Origin of the sequence: Limnobacter alexandrii (genome assembly GCF_005871185.1) — a bacterium.
GTDB classification, from domain to species: Bacteria; Pseudomonadota; Gammaproteobacteria; order Burkholderiales; family Burkholderiaceae_B; genus Limnobacter; species Limnobacter alexandrii.
Genome location: NZ_SWKN01000006.1, coordinates 1,262,345 through 1,277,593 on the forward strand (window position 1 = coordinate 1,262,345; position 15,249 = coordinate 1,277,593).

The window sequence follows — 15,249 nt, forward strand, 5'->3', positions numbered from 1 at the left end:
GGCTTGGCCTGCCCGGCTGGGTTACACTCAAACAAATTTTCGACTGTTGGAAGTGTGCCTTGGCCAGTCCCCCCGTATTGTTGTTTCAGTTTGCCTCCAAACTACTTTCCTCCGGCCAAACCAAAGGTGCGGCTGCGGCGGGTGGTTTGTTGTCTGCTCCACTGGCCTTGATGTCAGGAACCGTCACACAAATGGCCTGTCTGGTGCTCAACCACCTGCTGGATCAGCAGCGCAGCAGCAAATCAAAATTGCAGAAGGAGTCTGGCAAGGTGCTGGCGCTGAATATTTCCCCGGTGCAATTGAAATTGCGGGTGAATGATCAGGGTTATTTTCAAGCCAGTTCAGCCAGCAATGGCGTGGCGGCTCCCTCGGACACGACCATTTCCATGCAGTGGGCTGATTTGATCGGTTCGGTCAGCAATCCCAACAGCATGTCGAGGAAAGCTGCAATTGAAGGTGATATGGATTTCGCTCAAACGGTGTCCACGGTGATCAACGATTTAAGTTGGGATCCTGAACGTGACCTGGCGCGCGTGGTGGGCGATGCGCAAGCCGTGTGGGTCATGAATACGCTTGCGGCCATGGGTACGAATGCACGGGACGTGGTGCAACGTTTCAAAAGCAATTTGCGCGAGTATGTGGTGCACGAAAAGGCGATGGCACCCACAGCATCCGAGTTTGACGCGTTTCGCGATGAAGTCAATCAACTGCGAGACGAGTTGGCCCGTCTGGAAAAACGCGTGGGCAAGCTGGGTGCTTCCAAATGAAGCTACGCCGCCTGGCACGCATTGCACTGGTGGCCCGAAGGTATGGCCTGTTCCTGATTGCAGCAGACTCCATCAACAATGGCTTTGCCAAGTGGTTTCTCACGATCATTTCCTCTCGTTCGCATGTTCAGGCGCCGCGTGGCGAACGCATGCGTCGGGCCCTTGAAGACCTTGGTCCCTTGTTTGTCAAATTCGGGCAGTTGTTGTCCACCCGCCGGGATTTGTTGCCAGAGGATGTGGCCGACGAGCTGGCCAAGCTGCAAGACCAGGTGCCCGCGTTTTCTTCCGAGAAAGCCCGTGAATTGATAGAAGCCAGCCTGGGGCGACAAATTGACGACATGTTTCTGGATTTCCAGAACATGCCTGTGGCCAGCGCTTCCATTGCCCAGGTTCACTTTGCGGTGATCAAAGCCGGTGAACATGAAGGTAAAAAGGTGGCCGTGAAGGTGCTGCGCCCCGGCATGATTGAGGTGATCGACAAAGACCTGGCCTTGATGAAAACAGCGGCCCAGTGGATCGAGAAAATTTCCTCAGACGGCAAGCGCTTGAAACCCCGCGAAGTGGTGGCTGAGTTCAACAAGTACTTGCACGATGAACTGGACCTGATGCGAGAAGCCGCCAATGCTTCGCAGTTGCGTCGTAATTTCTCGCCAACTTCAGGCAGCGGACATTTGTTGCGTGTTCCGGAAATGTATTGGGATTATTGCTGCAGCACTGTGATCACCATGGAGCGCATGCACGGCATTCCAATTTCCCAGATTGAACGGCTGCGCGAAAACAATATCGATCTGAAAAAGCTGTCCCGTGAGGGAGTGGAAATTTTTTTCACCCAGGTGTTTCGAGACGGTTTTTTTCATGCTGACATGCACCCCGGCAATATTTATGTGGGTGATCAACCCGAGGATTTTGGCCGTTACATCGCATTGGACTTCGGCATTGTTGGCACGCTTAGCGACGTAGACAAGCAGTACCTGGCGCAGAACTTTCTGGCCTTCTTCCGGCAAGACTACAAACGGGTGGCCGAGCTGCATGTTCAATCGGGCTGGGTGCCCAAGGGCACGCGCATCGACGAGCTTGAATCCGCCATTCGCGCCTGTATTGAACCTTTCTTTGGAAAGCCACTGAAAGAAATTTCACTGGGTCAGGCCTTGATGCGCCTGTTTCAAACCTCTCGCCGTTTCAATGTGGAAATTCAGCCGCAGTTGGTATTGCTTCAAAAAACCTTGCTGAACGTCGAGGGGCTGGGGCGTCAACTCGATCCCGATCTTGATCTTTGGAAAACCGCCAAGCCTTATCTGGAAAACTGGATGCACCAGCAAATTGGCTTGAAAGGCTTTCAATCCAGTTTGCAATGGGAAGCTGCGCAGTGGTCTCAAATTTTGCCAGCCTTGCCGCGTTTGCTCCATCAAACCCTGACGCACTCCAATGGCCGGGTGGATGATCAAATTGAACAACTGGTGAAACAGCAAAAGCGCCTGAATCGTGCCTTGTTCTGGATGGTGTTCATGTTGGCCGTGCTATTTGGTGTGGTCGCACTTGATCTGTTGTGGCCTTATTTGATTGCTTACTCGGGCACCAAGGGACTTTTCTAGCCCTGCGCATGTTTCTTGCCTATAATCCGAAATCATTTTTTCTCTCTGGTGGGTTTTCAAGATGTTGCTTGCCTCCGTTGTAGTCTATTTGCTGGTTTCTGTAATGATTGGCCTGTATGTGGCCAGAAATGTGAGCACTGCGGCGGATTACGCCGTGGCCGGCAGGCATCTTTCCCTGCCCATTGTGACCGCCACGGTGTTTGCCACCTGGTTTGGCTCGGAAACCGTGCTGGGCATTTCTTCCACCTTTGTGGAAGAGGGTTTGAGCGGCATTGTGGCCGACCCGTTTGGCGCCTCCATGTGCCTGATTCTGGCGGGTTTGTTCATCGCCCCCAAAATATATCGTCTGAATCTGCTCACCTTGGGCGACTACTACCGCGTGCGTTACAATCGGGCGGTTGAAGTTTTTTGCAGCGCCTGTATTGTCGTTTCTTACCTGGGGTGGGTGGCCGCGCAAATCAGTGCACTGGGATTGATCTTCAATGTGCTCACAGATGGTGCAATTTCCCAAGAATGGGGCATGGTCATCGGCGCCAGTGTGGTGCTTATTTACACTTTGTTCGGTGGCATGTTGTCAGTGGCCATTCTCGATTTCATTCAAATGGTCGTGATCGCAGCGGGCTTGGTGTACATCATGTGGATTGTGGCCGACCTGGCTGGCGGCGTTGGCACAGTGGTAGACCATGCTGAGGCCGCGGGCAAGCTGCAGCTTTTCCCTGAGGAATTCAGTTACGTGTTGTGGGTGCCATTTGTGGGTGCCTTCCTGACCATGGCTTTCGGGTCCATTCCCCAGCAGGATATTTTCCAGCGCATCAGTTCCGCCAAAGATGAAAAAACCGCCGTGCGCGGTGCAGTGCTGGGTGGTTCCATGTACTTTTTCTTTGCGTTTATTCCGGTGTTTTTGGCCTACGGCGCGATCATGATCGACCCGGCCACGTTCGGTGCAATGGTGTCTGAAGATTCCCAAATGGTATTGCCCAACCTGGTGTTGATGCACACGCCTTTGCTGGCGCAAATCATCTTCTTTGGTGCGCTGATCTCTGCGATCATGAGTACTTCAAGTGCCACTTTGCTGGCACCGTCAGTTTCCTTCGCTGAAAATATTGTCAAAAACATTTATCCCAAAATGGACGACAAGGCATTGCTGTTGACCATGCGAATTTCGGTTTTCGTGTTCACCATCATTGTGGTGGCCTTTGCCATTAACAGTGAGTCTTCGATTTTCGAGATGGTTGAAAGCGCCTATGAAATTACCTTGGCTGCCGCATTTGTTCCGCTGGTGTTTGGCCTGTACTGGAAGGGTGCCACCTCGCAAGGCGCGGTGTGGTCAATCATTGTGGGTGTCAGCAGCTGGCTGATCGCCAAAAACTTTTTCCCCAGCGAAATTTGGCCGCCGCAACTGTTGGGCATGGTGCTGGGTTTGTTCACCATGATCATCGCGTCGCTGTTGCCACAATGGATTGAACACCGGCCAGCGTTGCGTGACGGCGTTATTCACCCACATTGAGCTAAAATAGCCGGATTACCTTTGTTGAAAGTGATCCGGCTGTGAAATACCTCACCATTGAAGACACCATCGGCAACACTCCCCTGGTGCAGTTGCAACGTTTGCCCGGAAAAGCCAATGCTGATCGTGGCAATGTGATTTTGGGCAAACTGGAAGGCAACAACCCTGCCGGTTCCGTCAAAGACCGCCCAGCCATTTCCATGATCAAGCGTGCCGAGGCCCGCGGCACCATCAAGCCGGGCGATACGTTGATCGAGGCCACTTCCGGCAACACCGGCATTGCGCTTGCCATGGCTGCCGCCATTCGCGGATACCGCATGGTACTCATCATGCCCGAACACCTCAGCATTGAACGTCGCCAAACCATGCGTGCTTTCGGTGCGGAAATCATTTTGACCCCCCAAAAAGGCGGCATGGAATATGCGCGCGACCTGGCCGAGCAAATGCGCGATCAGGGCAAGGGCGTGATTCTTGATCAGTTCGCCAACGAAGACAATCCGCTGGCACATTTCGAAACCACTGGCCCGGAAATTTGGCGTGACACGGGTGGCCAGGTGACCCATTTTGTCAGTGCAATGGGCACCACAGGTTCAATCATGGGCGTGTCCCGTTACTTGAAAAGCCAGAACCCCAATGTGCAAATTATTGGCGCGGAGCCCAGCGAGGGTTCGCAAATTCCGGGCATTCGCAAATGGCCGCAAGAATACCTGCCCAAAATTTACAAACCTGCCGGTGTAGACCGTGTGGTGCAGGTCACCCAGCTTGAGGCCGAGGAAATGGCCCGAAAAATGGCTGCGGAAGAGGGTATTTTTTGCGGTATTTCAGCAGCAGGTGCGGCGCACATTGCCCTGAAAATTGCTCAAGAAGTTGAAAACGCAACCATCGTTTTTATCGTATGCGACCGTGGCGATCGTTACTTGTCTACAGGGGTATTTCCTGCCTGACCACACACTCAATTCAGCATGTCCCGTCTTAGCTTCAACGCTTCGCTGAGTTCCAGCACGGCGTTGGCATAGAAGGAGCTTCGGTTGTAACGGGTGACCACGTAAAAGTTTTGCCCGCCTGCCACGAATGCAGGCTCGGCTTCTCCGCGCACCAGTTCAATCAGTGCCAATTTTTCGTCGGGCAAAGTTTCACCGTTCAATTTCACGCCTTTTTGCTGCATCACTGCTGGGGTAAAGGTGGGCACAATATCGGGCGCCAGCAGTTCCTTCAAATTGTCTGCATGCTCAATGTCCACCAGCACACGGGTTGCTTTTCCCGTTTCCCAGCCATGTACTTTCAAAAAATTGGCCACGCTGAAAATGGCATCCCGGCGGCTGTGGAACAGGTCGACGATGCCATCGCCGTCGCCGTCTACTGCATAGGCTGTCCACGAGCTGGGCATGAATTGCCCCAGACCAATTGCGCCTGCATACGATCCTTTCACCTCCAAAGCATCCAGATGGGTTCGGTTGCACAAGGCAATGAAAGCTTCCAGCTCACTGAGGAAAAACTCCGAGCGGTCACGTTGACCTTCCGGGTAAGCAAAGGCCAGCGTCGCCAAAGAATCCAGCACCCGGTAATTGCCAATGTGTTGCCCGTAAATTGTTTCTACACCAATGATGGCCACGATCACTTCTTGCGGAATGCCATATTTGGCCTCTGCCTCTTTCAGGGTGTCGAGGTTGGCGTCCCAAAATTCAATGCCTTTGCGTATCCGGTAAGGCTCCACAAAACGGCTGCGGTAGGTATCCCAGTTTCGAACACTTTTTTTCTTGGGTGGTTGAACAGCCCTGACCACGGCGGGCAATAAGTCAGCCTGTTTCAACAGTTCCAGCGTGGTGTTGGCAGGAATTCCTTCTTTGCTCTGCAGGCGTTCGGCCAGGGCGGCGGCATTGGTGTGCTCAGCAAAATTAACCTTGTTGCTGTCTTGGGCGTGCACAGCTTGAGTGCAAAGCGCTGTGCTGATTAGAATGGAGGCAAAGCTTGTTAAGATTCGTTGAGCAGTCACAAAAGGAGTCAGCATGTCCGGTGTAGGCGTATTCAATAGAAGTAGAGGTCGACCCGGCGCGTGTTTACTTGGTTTGGCAGGTCCGATGTTCACTATAACCCAGCATTCGCGTGCTGTTTGGGCCTAAGCCATGACCACAGCCTATATTTCCCACAATGATTGCGCTCTGCACAACCCGGGCTTGGGTCACCCCGAAAGCATGGCCCGCTTGCGCGTGATTCGTGAAAAATTGCAAACCTCCGATTTGTGGCCCCGCTTGGTGCATTGCGAGGCGCCCGAGGTGCCGTGGTCGGCTGTGACCGCAGTGCACACCCCAGCTTATGTTGAAAGTATCAAAGCGCGTTTTCCGCTGAAGCGGAATATCGACATTGATGGCGACACCACGTTGTCCGAATTCTCGCTGGATGCTGCACGCCGCGCTGCGGGTGCCTGTGTGCATGCTGTGGATTTGGTCATGGCGCATGCTGTGAACAATGCATTTTGCGCTGTTCGCCCACCAGGTCACCATGCCTGTGTGGACCGTGCCATGGGCTTTTGCGTGTTCAACAATGTCGCCATTGCCGCGCAACATGCAATTGATGCCTACCGGCTCGAGCGGGTGCTGATCGTGGATTTCGACGTGCACCATGGCAACGGCACCGAGCATGCCTTCGCCAACAACCCCAAGGTACTGATGTGCAGCACTTTTCAGTCGCCGCTTTACCCCTTCAGTGGAGGGCTGGACGGCGCACGCAATATGGTGAACTGCCCGATTCAGCCTGGCGGTGGGCGTGAGGAAATCAAACAGGCCATTCAAACCCACTGGGTTGACGCAATTGACCGATTCAAGCCGCAGTTGGTGCTGGTCTCGGCAGGGTTTGATGCCCATGAAAGTGATCCCCTGGCCGACATGCGATTGACCACAGAGGACTACGGCTGGATTACCCAGTTTTTGAAGCGTGTGGCTGAGGAATATTGCGACGGCAAACTGGTCAGCACGCTGGAAGGCGGTTATGAGCTGGAGGCTTTGGCCGATTCTGTCTATGCCCATGTGGAGGCGCTTGCATCGTGATTTTTTCGACACCCGCGCCATATTCTGAAAACCGCTTGAATGAAATGCTGGCACGCAATGCTGAATGGGCGGGGCAAATTACTGCGCAAGACCCGGATTATTTCAAACGACTTTCCGCAGGGCAAAGCCCGGCGTTCACGGTGGTGAGCTGTTGTGACAGCCGGGCCGACCCCAATACCTTGCTGCAAAGCAATCTGGGCGAATTGTTCGTTTATAAAAACGTAGCCAACCAAGCCGGCTTGAACGATCTCAGCTTGCAAACAGCACTGCAGTTCTCCATCGACAGCCTGAAGGTAAAGCACCTGTTGGTGTTTGGGCATCACAATTGCGGCGGTGTTCGAATTGCACTGGGCTTGCACGCGGGCGGTGCGCCTGGCGACTGGCTGGAGGGTGTACGTGAATTGGCCCACGATCACCAGTTGTTCAACCCGGCCACGCCTGCGGAGGCCAACCGGAATGTGGACAAGTTGTGCGAGCTGAATGTGATTCAGCAGGTGCGGCTGGCAGCTTTGAGCCCCGCCGTCAATGCAGCCTGGGGCCGTGGGGAGCCGGTGGCTGTTGGTGGCCTGGTGTATAGCCTGACCACGGGTCGGGTGATCGATCTGGATTGCACCATTCGAAGCCGTGATGAAATCGATGAGCGCTGCTTTTCAGCGATGAAATCGATCTGTGCCCGCTACCAATGACCTCGACAAACCCCCCCCTTAGAGTGTAGACTCTATGAAAAATCGAACGATCGTGCGTTTTTCTACAAAACGCTTCGTATAATCCAAATTACACATTTTCCAATTTCAAGAAGGGATGGCTTGCATGAAGATCCTGGTACCCGTTAAACGCGTAGTCGATTACAACGTGAAAGTGCGCTGCAAAAGCGATGGTTCTGGCGTAGATATTGCCAACGTAAAAATGTCCATGAACCCCTTTGACGAAATCGCCGTTGAAGAAGCCACACGCCTGAAAGAAGCTGGTGTGGCCACTGAAGTGATTGCCGTGAGCTGTGGCGTAGCCCAGTGTGTTGAAACCCTGCGCACTGCCGCCGCCATTGGCGCAGACCGCGGCATTTTGGTTGAAACCGATGTTGAGCTGCAACCTTTGGCTGTGGCCAAGATCCTGAAAGCCATCGTTGAGAAAGAAGGCATTGACCTGGTCATCATGGGCAAGCAAGCGATTGACGACGATTGCAACCAAACCGGCCAAATGCTGGCCGCCCTTGCAGACATGCCACAAGGCACCTTCGCATCCAAAGTGGTGGTTGAAGGCGGCAAAGTGAATGTAACCCGTGAAGTGGATGGTGGACTGGAAACAGTCAGCCTGAGCCTGCCAGCGGTGGTTACTACCGACCTGCGCTTGAACGAGCCACGTTATGTCACCTTGCCCAACATCATGAAGGCCAAGAAGAAACAGATTGACACCATCAAGCCCGCTGATTTGGGCGTGAATGTTGACCCACGCATTAAAACCCTGAAAGTAAGCGATCCACCCGTGCGTTCAGCCGGCATCACCGTGCCCGATGTGGCCACGCTGGTCGACAAGCTGAAGAACGAAGCCAAAGTGATCTAAACAGGGACAAAAGGAGCACAAATCATGTCAGTACTCGTTATTGCAGAACACGACAATCAAAGCATCAAGCCCGCCACGCTGAACACCATCGCTGCGGCCCAGAAAATTGGTGGCGACATCCACGTGCTGGTCTCCGGCAAAGGTTGTGGCGCTGCCGCCGAGCAAGCAGCCAAAGCCGCTGGTGTGGCCAAGGTGTTGGTTGCAGATTCTGATTCACTGGGTGACCAGTTGGCAGAAAACTTTGCAGCGCAAATTCTGGCAATCGCCGGTAACTACGGCCACATTCTGGCCCCGGCAACCAGCGTGGGCAAAAACGTGTTGCCACGTGTGGCGGCCAAGCTGGATGTTGCGCAAATTTCCGACATCATCAGCGTTGAAAGCGCCGACACATTCACACGTCCTATTTACGCAGGCAACGTGATTGCAACCGTGCAGTCTTCAGACGCGACCAAGGTGATCACTGTGCGTACAACAGCCTTTGATCCAGTGGCTGCTGAAGGTGGCTCAGCCGCCATTGAAAACTTGAGCGCTGCGGCCGATTCCGGCAAGTCCACGTTTGTAAGCCGTGAAGTGGCCAAGAGCGACCGTCCTGAGTTGACCGCCGCTGGCACCATTATTTCTGGTGGCCGTGGCATGGGCTCTGCTGAAAACTTCAGCGTACTGAACCCCTTGGCTGACAAGTTGAATGCGGCCATTGGTGCTTCACGTGCCGCAGTGGATGCAGGCTATGCACCCAACGACTGGCAAGTGGGTCAAACCGGCAAAATCGTGGCGCCGCAGTTGTACATGGCTTTCGGTATTTCCGGTGCCATTCAGCACTTGGCTGGCATGAAAGACAGCAAGGTAATTGTGGCTGTGAACAAAGACCCCGAAGCACCTATTTTCGGCGTGGCCGATTATGGCCTGGTGGGCGACTTGTTCGATGTAGTGCCACAACTGACCGAAAAGCTGTAAACAAAAAAACTGTATTTGGAGACGACAATGAGTTACAACGCCCCAGTCAAAGACATGATGTTTGTGTTGAAAGAATTGGCCGGCTTGGATCAAGTATCCCAGTTGCCCGGTTGTGAAGACGCGACCGAGGAAACCGTGGATGCGGTTCTGAATGAAAACGCGAAGTTCACCAGCGAAGTGGTAGCCCCACTGAACTGGTCGGGCGACGTAGAGGCCGCCAACTGGAAAGATGGCGTTGTAACCACAGCCAAAGGCTTCAAAGAGGCTTTCAAGGCTTTCGGCGAACAAGGCTGGCAAGGTCTTCAGCACCCCACCGAATTTGGTGGTCAAGGTTTGCCCAAATTGGTGGCAACACCTTGCATGGAAATGGTCAATGGCTCCAACCTCAGCTTTGCGCTGTGCCCATTGCTGACCGACGGCGCCATTGAAGCGTTGTTGGTGGCGGGCAGTCAGCAACTGAAAGAAACCTATATTCCCAAAATGATTTCCGGTGAATGGACCGGCACCATGAACCTGACCGAACCACAGGCTGGTTCAGACCTGGCGCTGGTGCGTTCCAAGGCCGTGCCCCAAGGCGATGGCACTTACCGCATTTCCGGCCAGAAAATTTACATCACCTACGGTGAGCACGACATGGCCAAGAACATTGTTCACTTGGTGCTGGCCCGCACTCCCGATGCGCCCGAAGGCGTGAAGGGTATCAGCCTGTTTGTGGTGCCCAAATTCATGGTCAATGACGATGGTTCCTTGGGCAAGCGCAACGACGTATATTGCGCATCCATTGAGCACAAGTTGGGCATCAAGGCTTCACCCACTGCCGTTCTGCTGTACGGCGACAACAAGGGTGACGTGGGTCAAGGCGCGATTGGTTACCTGGTAGGCGAAGAAAACAAAGGCCTGCAGTACATGTTCGTGATGATGAATGCAGCCCGCTTCCAGGTGGGTGTGCAGGGTATCGGTTTGGCTGAGCGTGCTTACCAAAAAGCTGTGCAGTACGCCAACGACCGCGTGCAGTCTCGCCCTGTTGATGGTTCCTCTAACGAAGCAGTTGCCATTATTCACCACCCCGACGTGAAGCGCATGTTGATGAGCATGCGTTCACAGGTCGAAGCTGCGCGCGCCATGGCTTGCGTGGCAGGTGCCGCTTACGATGCGGCCCACTACCACCCGGACGAAGCGACACGCAAGCAGAACATGGCCGTGTATGAATTCATGGTGCCGCTGGTGAAAGGCTGGTCGACCGAAATGAGCATCGACGTGACATCCACCGGTGTGCAGGTACACGGCGGCATGGGCTTCATTGAAGAAACAGGTGCAGCGCAGTACTACCGCGATGCAAAAATCCTGACCATCTACGAAGGCACAACCGCCATTCAGGCCAACGACTTGGTGGGCCGCAAAACCTCGCGTGACGGTGGCGCCATGGTCAAAGCCCTGTGTGCGGAAATTGCACGCACAGTGGTTCAGTTGAATGAATCCGGTTCTGCACACGCCAAGGCAGTGGCAGCCCGTCTGGATGCGGCTCGCGCCTCATTCCTGGATGCTGCACAGTTTGTAGTCGACAATATGAAAGGCAACCCCAACGCAGTGTTTGCCGGTTCAGTGCCTTACCTGAAACTGGCTGGCACCACAGTGGCTGGCTGGCAAATGGCGCGTGCGCTGTTGGCCGCAGAAGCAAAAATCAAGGCTGGCGAAACAGACAGTTTCTACAGCGACAAGATTTTGACTTCCCGCTTCTTCGCCGACCATGTGTTGAATACAGTGCCTGGCTTGCGCGACAGCATTGTGAATGGTTACCAGGGTGTCACAGAAATGGCCGTTGCCAATTTCTAAGCTGCCCATGTAATTCGGTCAATGAAAAGCCCCTCACATCGAGGGGCTTTTTGTTTATGCTCAATGCATGAATTATTCAAATCTTGCTGACCTGGTGTTGCTGATTCATTTTGCCATTGTGCTGTTTGTGGTCGGTGGCTTGCTGCTGATCGTAGGGGGCAATTTGTTGCGTTGGCCTTGGGTAAACCGCTGGTGGTTCAGGGCCATGCACTTGCTTGCTATCTCAGTGGTTGTTCTTGAAAGCTGGCTGGGCATTGAATGCCCGCTCACTACGCTTGAGAACTGGTTGCGCCTGCAGGCCGGGCAGGGGGCATACCGTGGCAGTTTCATTCAGCATTGGGTGCATGGCGTGATGTTCTACCAAGCTCCGGGCTGGGTGTTTGCCTTGGCTTACACCCTGTTTGGCCTTGCGGTTGTGACGGCTTGGTGGCGCTGGCCGCCGCAGCGAATTTGTAGTTAATACTTTGTTTTTGGTTCATGCATTGCCTTGGCAATCGCTTGAATCACCACATCATGGTGTGTGGTTTGTTGGGCAATTTCCGTTGTCTTGGTGGCCTTGGCTTTCTCGCATTCGGTCATCGGTTGATTCACCGGGTTGTTTGCCAAAGCAAGGGTGGATGCTGTGCTTATGGCGATTGCAAAGCAAGTTTGTGCGAATGTTTTCATGGCGGTCTCCAGTGGTTGAAGATTCGGCACGACCTCGTACCGAATCCAGTTCCACTGTGCGACCTTTCGAATGACAAACTTCCCACTGCATGATTACAGTTGTGTCATTCTGGTCTTACCAACCCCCAATGCTGGCACCTGCTGCGTCAAATCCGCCAATTGCACCGTCAGAAAACCAGCCGGAAAAGTTCAGCCATTCCGTGGTTTCGGTCACCAGCACGGTGGGCAGCTCAGTGGTCAGATTCGTGGCTTGGGCCAGGCCAATGCCAGCCAAAACAATCAGCAAAATTAATGTTGTCCTGAGTGCCTTGTTTGCGGTTTCAAACAGGTTCCAGTTCAGGTCCAGGCCAGTGAGGTTTTCGGGCCATTCGTTCATGATTCACACTCCTTTTGAGATGGTGTGAAGTCATGGTATTGATGTACATTGTGCAAATAAACTACCGGTATCGAATTACACCATTGCGCCATGAGCAACAATTTCAATGAACTTCAAGCAGCTGAAACTTTCCTGATGGTGGTCAACACAGGTAGCTTTGCGGCTGCGGCCAAGCTGAAAGGCGAGAACCCGTCCAGTATCAGCCGAGCCATTGCGCAGCTCGAGGCCCATTTGAATATCCGTCTGCTTAACCGCACCACGCGGCAGGTCAAAATTACCGAGGCAGGCGAAATTTATAAACTGTATGCGCAGCGCATGCTGGAAAGTCAGCAAGAGGCGCGTGATGCGATTACCCAACTGCAAAGCGGGCAGCCGCACGGAACCGTTCGTATCAGCCTTCCGGTGATCGTGGGCGAAAAGATTCTCGCACCCCGCCTGCCTGAATTTCATGCCAAGTACCCCGATGTGCAACTGCAAGTGGACCTCTCCAACCGCAACGCAATGATTGTAGAAGAAGGCTTTGACATCGCTTTGCGTGTTGGCTTGTTGCAAGACTCCACCTTGCGGGCCCGCAAAGTGGCCACCATTTGGCGAAAGTTGTATGCCGCGCCTGCTTACCTTGAAAAGCACGGTGTGCCGCAAACTCCGGCCGATCTGGTACACCACCAGTGCATTGCATTTTCTCAGCGCGGAGACCAAAAGGAATGGGAGTTCTGGCCTAAAAACGGCGCGCAGCCCAGTCAAAAGCACCGGGTCACTTCTTGGCTTACCTGTTCCAGTCCAATGATGGTGGTGCGTGCCATTCAGTCGGGTTTGGGTTTGGGTCGAAGCGCAGACTGGATGCTGCAGGGCGCCTTGGCACGTGGCGAACTGGTTGAAATTCTTTCAGATTGGTATTGCGACAACCCGGCCACAGGCGGTTTGCCCATGTACTTGGTGTTTCCACCGGGTTTAAGCAGCCAGTTGTCCCTGAAAACCCGGGTGGTCGCCGACTTTCTGGAGCAAATTGTTCGCACAGAATTCAAAAAGGCAGATTAAACCGCATTTTGCTGACAGCGAATCTTTCAGCCATCGGCTACATAGCTGAACAACAAAAAATATTCTCGGAGACACAATGCTCGGCAACACCTGCATCACGATCGGTATGGGTTTAAGCCTGACCGTGGAAGATTTTCGACGCACCGCATCACACCCCCGGTTGCGATGGAGCTGTAAAGCAACGAAGCCGTGAAGCAGGCGGTGATGCGCGCATGGAATTTAACTTACACCTTTGGTAAGTACCTTTCCCCAACTGCGGAGGCATTTTGTTATTTCATACTGGAGCGAGGTGAGCCCTTTTTGATCTCCGAATTTCAAGAGCATCACCTCAACCTGATGCAAAATACAATCAAGCCTTGACGGCAAGCAAACCTACTTGCCTGCCGCTGCCTTGGCAACATACTTGGACAGCACTTTGATCTGCTCTGCCGTCAAACTGTTTTTGTAAGAAGGCATTTGTCCCAAGCCATCCCGCAAGGCCCTGGCCACTTGGTCTTCGCTGGGTTTCAGTTCATCCAGTACCGGCCCTATTGCCCCTTCAGAACCTGCATCTGCCAAGGTGTGGCACACAGCGCAAGCAGGCACTGCTTGAGAGGTGAAAAGTTTCTTACCCAAGGCCATGTCTTCTGCTTCCCCTGCCGAGGCTGCTGTTGCAAAGGACAGCACCAGGCCGAGCATCCATACAGTCTTTGATATCATGCCACACTCACTTTGATTGAATGGTCCAGCCAACTGTTGTTGTTGTAACCACTTTTGTTTTCAACACGGGCTTCGGGCTGGCTTTCACCGCTTGTGTCGGTCGCGCGGCTGGCCAGCTGGTATTCACCCGGCTTCAAATCGGCTTCCAGTACAAACTGGCGCCATGCATATTTGCCAAGGTCTGGACCTACAAACTTCGCAGCAGTCCATGTTTTCCCGCCGTCAGTGGACACCTCAACACCCTTCACTGCATGGGTACCCCCGAAGGCCACACCGTGGATTTGAACGCGCCCAGCCTTGATGGCGCCATCCTCCGGCAAGGGTGCGTTGATCCAGGACTTGATCGACATCTGTTGAACCGAAGGCAGGTCTGGACCAGACGTGCCCCCGATGGGCGTGATCCGGTAACCGTGCGACATGATCTTGGCCTTGGTTTCCTGTTCGGTGAATGCCAGGCGCTTGATGTACTTGATGTTGTTCACACCGGTAAAGCCCGGCACGATCAGGCGCAAAGGTCCGCCATGTGCCAGGGAAATGGGTTCGCCATTCATTTCCCAGGCCAATAGTGCGTCTTCCATGGCATCAGCCGACACAGATCGTTCCACAATTACACTCAAGGGATCCAGCCCGTCTGGCAACTTTTCACCACCTGTTCCTGTCATGTATTTTGCACCTGCTTTCACGCCACCGTGGGCTTGAACCAGTGCGCGAACGGGTACGCCGCTCCACACCACACAGCCAGCCGCGCCCACTTTCCAGGGGGTGCCGCTTGGTTTGTGCGGGAAGAATCCACGCCCGTTTCCGGAGCACTGCAGCACCATGGCGGTTGTCTCAAGCCCCATGGTTTTCAGTTCGGCCAGTGTCAATTTTGCGGGTTTGGCAACCCCGTCAATTTCCACCACCCAGGCATCCCGATCTTTCAGGATTTCAGCATCGGGAGGTGGTAGATTGTTGCGAACAAACAGTTGGTCGTTGGGTGTAATAACGCTGGTGCCATAGGCGCTTCGTTTGGTCTCCAGTGTGTTGTTGCTATGTACGATAATGTCGCCAGGAATTTTCCAGTCGGCGTAACCCGGCAGGGGTTTTGCGTCTGCGGCAAAACCAAGTTTGGTCCAGCTGGCCAGCCCCGCCATGGCCATGGCCGCGACAGTACCCTTAAGCACATGTCTTCTGGCATTCGATGAAATTGTGTTTGACATCTCGTTCTCCTTTG

General features: G+C 53.8%; 16 protein-coding genes. 11 read left to right on the top strand and 5 right to left on the bottom strand.

Annotated features, from left to right (window positions below; translation table 11 throughout):
• Nucleotides 1-59: 59 nt before the first annotated feature.
• The 4 genes from FCS97_RS06260 to cysM all read left to right on the top strand — a co-directional run bounded on the left by FCS97_RS06260 (nucleotide 60) and on the right by cysM (nucleotide 4,810).
• Nucleotides 60-767 (top strand): ubiquinone biosynthesis accessory factor UbiJ, encoded by a 708-nt coding sequence (locus FCS97_RS06260; protein WP_138517551.1) that lies wholly within the window; start codon nucleotides 60-62, stop codon nucleotides 765-767.
• Nucleotides 764-2,359, top strand: a complete 1,596-nt coding sequence (gene ubiB, locus FCS97_RS06265) for a ubiquinone biosynthesis regulatory protein kinase UbiB (RefSeq protein ID WP_138517552.1) — start codon at nucleotides 764-766, stop codon at nucleotides 2,357-2,359. The genes FCS97_RS06260 and ubiB overlap by 4 nt, the downstream gene beginning before the upstream one ends.
• Before the next feature lie 61 nt (nucleotides 2,360-2,420).
• On the top strand, nucleotides 2,421-3,866 hold the full coding sequence (locus tag FCS97_RS06270; protein ID WP_138517553.1) for a high affinity choline transporter 1: 1,446 nt from the start codon (nucleotides 2,421-2,423) through the stop codon (nucleotides 3,864-3,866).
• 41 nt (nucleotides 3,867-3,907) lie between these two features.
• A complete protein-coding gene (cysM, locus tag FCS97_RS06275; RefSeq protein ID WP_138517554.1) occupies nucleotides 3,908-4,810 on the top strand; it encodes a cysteine synthase CysM in 903 nt (300 codons plus the stop codon).
• Nucleotides 4,811-4,818: 8 nt separating this feature from the next.
• Here the strand turns inward: cysM and mltB are convergent, their stop codons facing one another.
• Nucleotides 4,819-5,790, bottom strand: a complete 972-nt coding sequence (gene mltB / locus FCS97_RS06280; protein WP_171035189.1) for a lytic murein transglycosylase B — start codon at nucleotides 5,788-5,790, stop codon at nucleotides 4,819-4,821.
• 199 nt (nucleotides 5,791-5,989) lie between these two features.
• Here mltB and FCS97_RS06285 point away from each other — a divergent pair, with 199 nt between their 5' ends.
• The 6 genes from FCS97_RS06285 to FCS97_RS06310 all read left to right on the top strand — a co-directional run bounded on the left by FCS97_RS06285 (nucleotide 5,990) and on the right by FCS97_RS06310 (nucleotide 11,717).
• Nucleotides 5,990-6,910: a histone deacetylase family protein gene (locus tag FCS97_RS06285; protein WP_138517556.1), complete on the top strand. Its 921-nt coding sequence runs from the start codon at nucleotides 5,990-5,992 to the stop codon at nucleotides 6,908-6,910.
• Nucleotides 6,907-7,596, top strand: a complete 690-nt coding sequence (locus FCS97_RS06290; RefSeq protein WP_138517557.1) for a carbonic anhydrase — start codon at nucleotides 6,907-6,909, stop codon at nucleotides 7,594-7,596. The genes FCS97_RS06285 and FCS97_RS06290 overlap by 4 nt, the downstream gene beginning before the upstream one ends.
• Before the next feature lie 124 nt (nucleotides 7,597-7,720).
• Complete coding sequence (locus tag FCS97_RS06295; protein WP_138517558.1) at nucleotides 7,721-8,470, top strand: electron transfer flavoprotein subunit beta/FixA family protein; 750 nt, start codon at nucleotides 7,721-7,723, stop codon at nucleotides 8,468-8,470.
• 24 nt (nucleotides 8,471-8,494) lie between these two features.
• Nucleotides 8,495-9,424 carry an electron transfer flavoprotein subunit alpha/FixB family protein gene (locus FCS97_RS06300; protein WP_138517559.1) on the top strand — a complete coding sequence of 310 codons (930 nt, stop codon included), beginning with the start codon at nucleotides 8,495-8,497 and terminating at the stop codon, nucleotides 9,422-9,424.
• 27 nt (nucleotides 9,425-9,451) lie between these two features.
• Nucleotides 9,452-11,257, top strand: a complete 1,806-nt coding sequence (locus tag FCS97_RS06305; protein WP_138517560.1) for an acyl-CoA dehydrogenase — start codon at nucleotides 9,452-9,454, stop codon at nucleotides 11,255-11,257.
• Between the two features lie 67 nt (nucleotides 11,258-11,324).
• Nucleotides 11,325-11,717: a DUF2784 domain-containing protein gene (locus FCS97_RS06310; RefSeq protein WP_138517561.1), complete on the top strand. Its 393-nt coding sequence runs from the start codon at nucleotides 11,325-11,327 to the stop codon at nucleotides 11,715-11,717.
• Here the strand turns inward: FCS97_RS06310 and FCS97_RS06315 are convergent.
• Together FCS97_RS06315 and FCS97_RS06320 are read right to left on the bottom strand one after the other, a co-directional pair.
• Nucleotides 11,714-11,923, bottom strand: a complete 210-nt coding sequence (locus FCS97_RS06315) for a hypothetical protein (protein WP_040512957.1) — start codon at nucleotides 11,921-11,923, stop codon at nucleotides 11,714-11,716. The genes FCS97_RS06310 and FCS97_RS06315 overlap by 4 nt on opposite strands.
• A 115-nt stretch (nucleotides 11,924-12,038) precedes the next feature.
• A complete protein-coding gene (locus tag FCS97_RS06320) occupies nucleotides 12,039-12,299 on the bottom strand; it encodes a hypothetical protein (protein WP_138517562.1) in 261 nt (86 codons plus the stop codon).
• A gap of 90 nt (nucleotides 12,300-12,389) precedes the next feature.
• Between FCS97_RS06320 and FCS97_RS06325 the strand changes: the two genes are divergently transcribed.
• Nucleotides 12,390-13,337, top strand: coding sequence for a LysR family transcriptional regulator (locus tag FCS97_RS06325; protein ID WP_138517563.1), 948 nt, complete (start codon nucleotides 12,390-12,392; stop codon nucleotides 13,335-13,337).
• A 372-nt stretch (nucleotides 13,338-13,709) separates the two neighbouring features.
• Here the strand turns inward: FCS97_RS06325 and sorU are convergent, their stop codons facing one another.
• Nucleotides 13,710-14,036: a SorU family sulfite dehydrogenase c-type cytochrome subunit gene (sorU, locus tag FCS97_RS06330; RefSeq protein WP_105028379.1), complete on the bottom strand. Its 327-nt coding sequence runs from the start codon at nucleotides 14,034-14,036 to the stop codon at nucleotides 13,710-13,712.
• Entirely contained in the window at nucleotides 14,033-15,235 is a 1,203-nt protein-coding gene (gene sorT, locus FCS97_RS06335) for a SorT family sulfite dehydrogenase catalytic subunit (protein ID WP_105028380.1), read from the bottom strand. Before sorT ends, sorU begins: the two co-directional genes overlap by 4 nt.
• Nucleotides 15,236-15,249 lie beyond the last annotated feature (14 nt).

Coding starts and splice junctions, on each gene's coding strand:
- ubiB (WP_138517552.1), top strand. CDS start 764: ATGAAGCTACGCCGCCTGGCACGCATTGCACTGGTGGCCCGAAGGTAT.
- FCS97_RS06270 (WP_138517553.1), top strand. CDS start 2,421: ATGTTGCTTGCCTCCGTTGTAGTCTATTTGCTGGTTTCTGTAATGATT.
- FCS97_RS06285 (WP_138517556.1), top strand. CDS start 5,990: ATGACCACAGCCTATATTTCCCACAATGATTGCGCTCTGCACAACCCG.
- FCS97_RS06295 (WP_138517558.1), top strand. CDS start 7,721: ATGAAGATCCTGGTACCCGTTAAACGCGTAGTCGATTACAACGTGAAA.
- FCS97_RS06300 (WP_138517559.1), top strand. CDS start 8,495: ATGTCAGTACTCGTTATTGCAGAACACGACAATCAAAGCATCAAGCCC.
- FCS97_RS06305 (WP_138517560.1), top strand. CDS start 9,452: ATGAGTTACAACGCCCCAGTCAAAGACATGATGTTTGTGTTGAAAGAA.
- FCS97_RS06310 (WP_138517561.1), top strand. CDS start 11,325: ATGAATTATTCAAATCTTGCTGACCTGGTGTTGCTGATTCATTTTGCC.
- FCS97_RS06315 (WP_040512957.1), bottom strand. CDS start 11,923: ATGAAAACATTCGCACAAACTTGCTTTGCAATCGCCATAAGCACAGCA.
- FCS97_RS06320 (WP_138517562.1), bottom strand. CDS start 12,299: ATGAACGAATGGCCCGAAAACCTCACTGGCCTGGACCTGAACTGGAAC.
- FCS97_RS06325 (WP_138517563.1), top strand. CDS start 12,390: ATGAGCAACAATTTCAATGAACTTCAAGCAGCTGAAACTTTCCTGATG.
- sorU (WP_105028379.1), bottom strand. CDS start 14,036: ATGATATCAAAGACTGTATGGATGCTCGGCCTGGTGCTGTCCTTTGCA.
- sorT (WP_105028380.1), bottom strand. CDS start 15,235: ATGTCAAACACAATTTCATCGAATGCCAGAAGACATGTGCTTAAGGGT.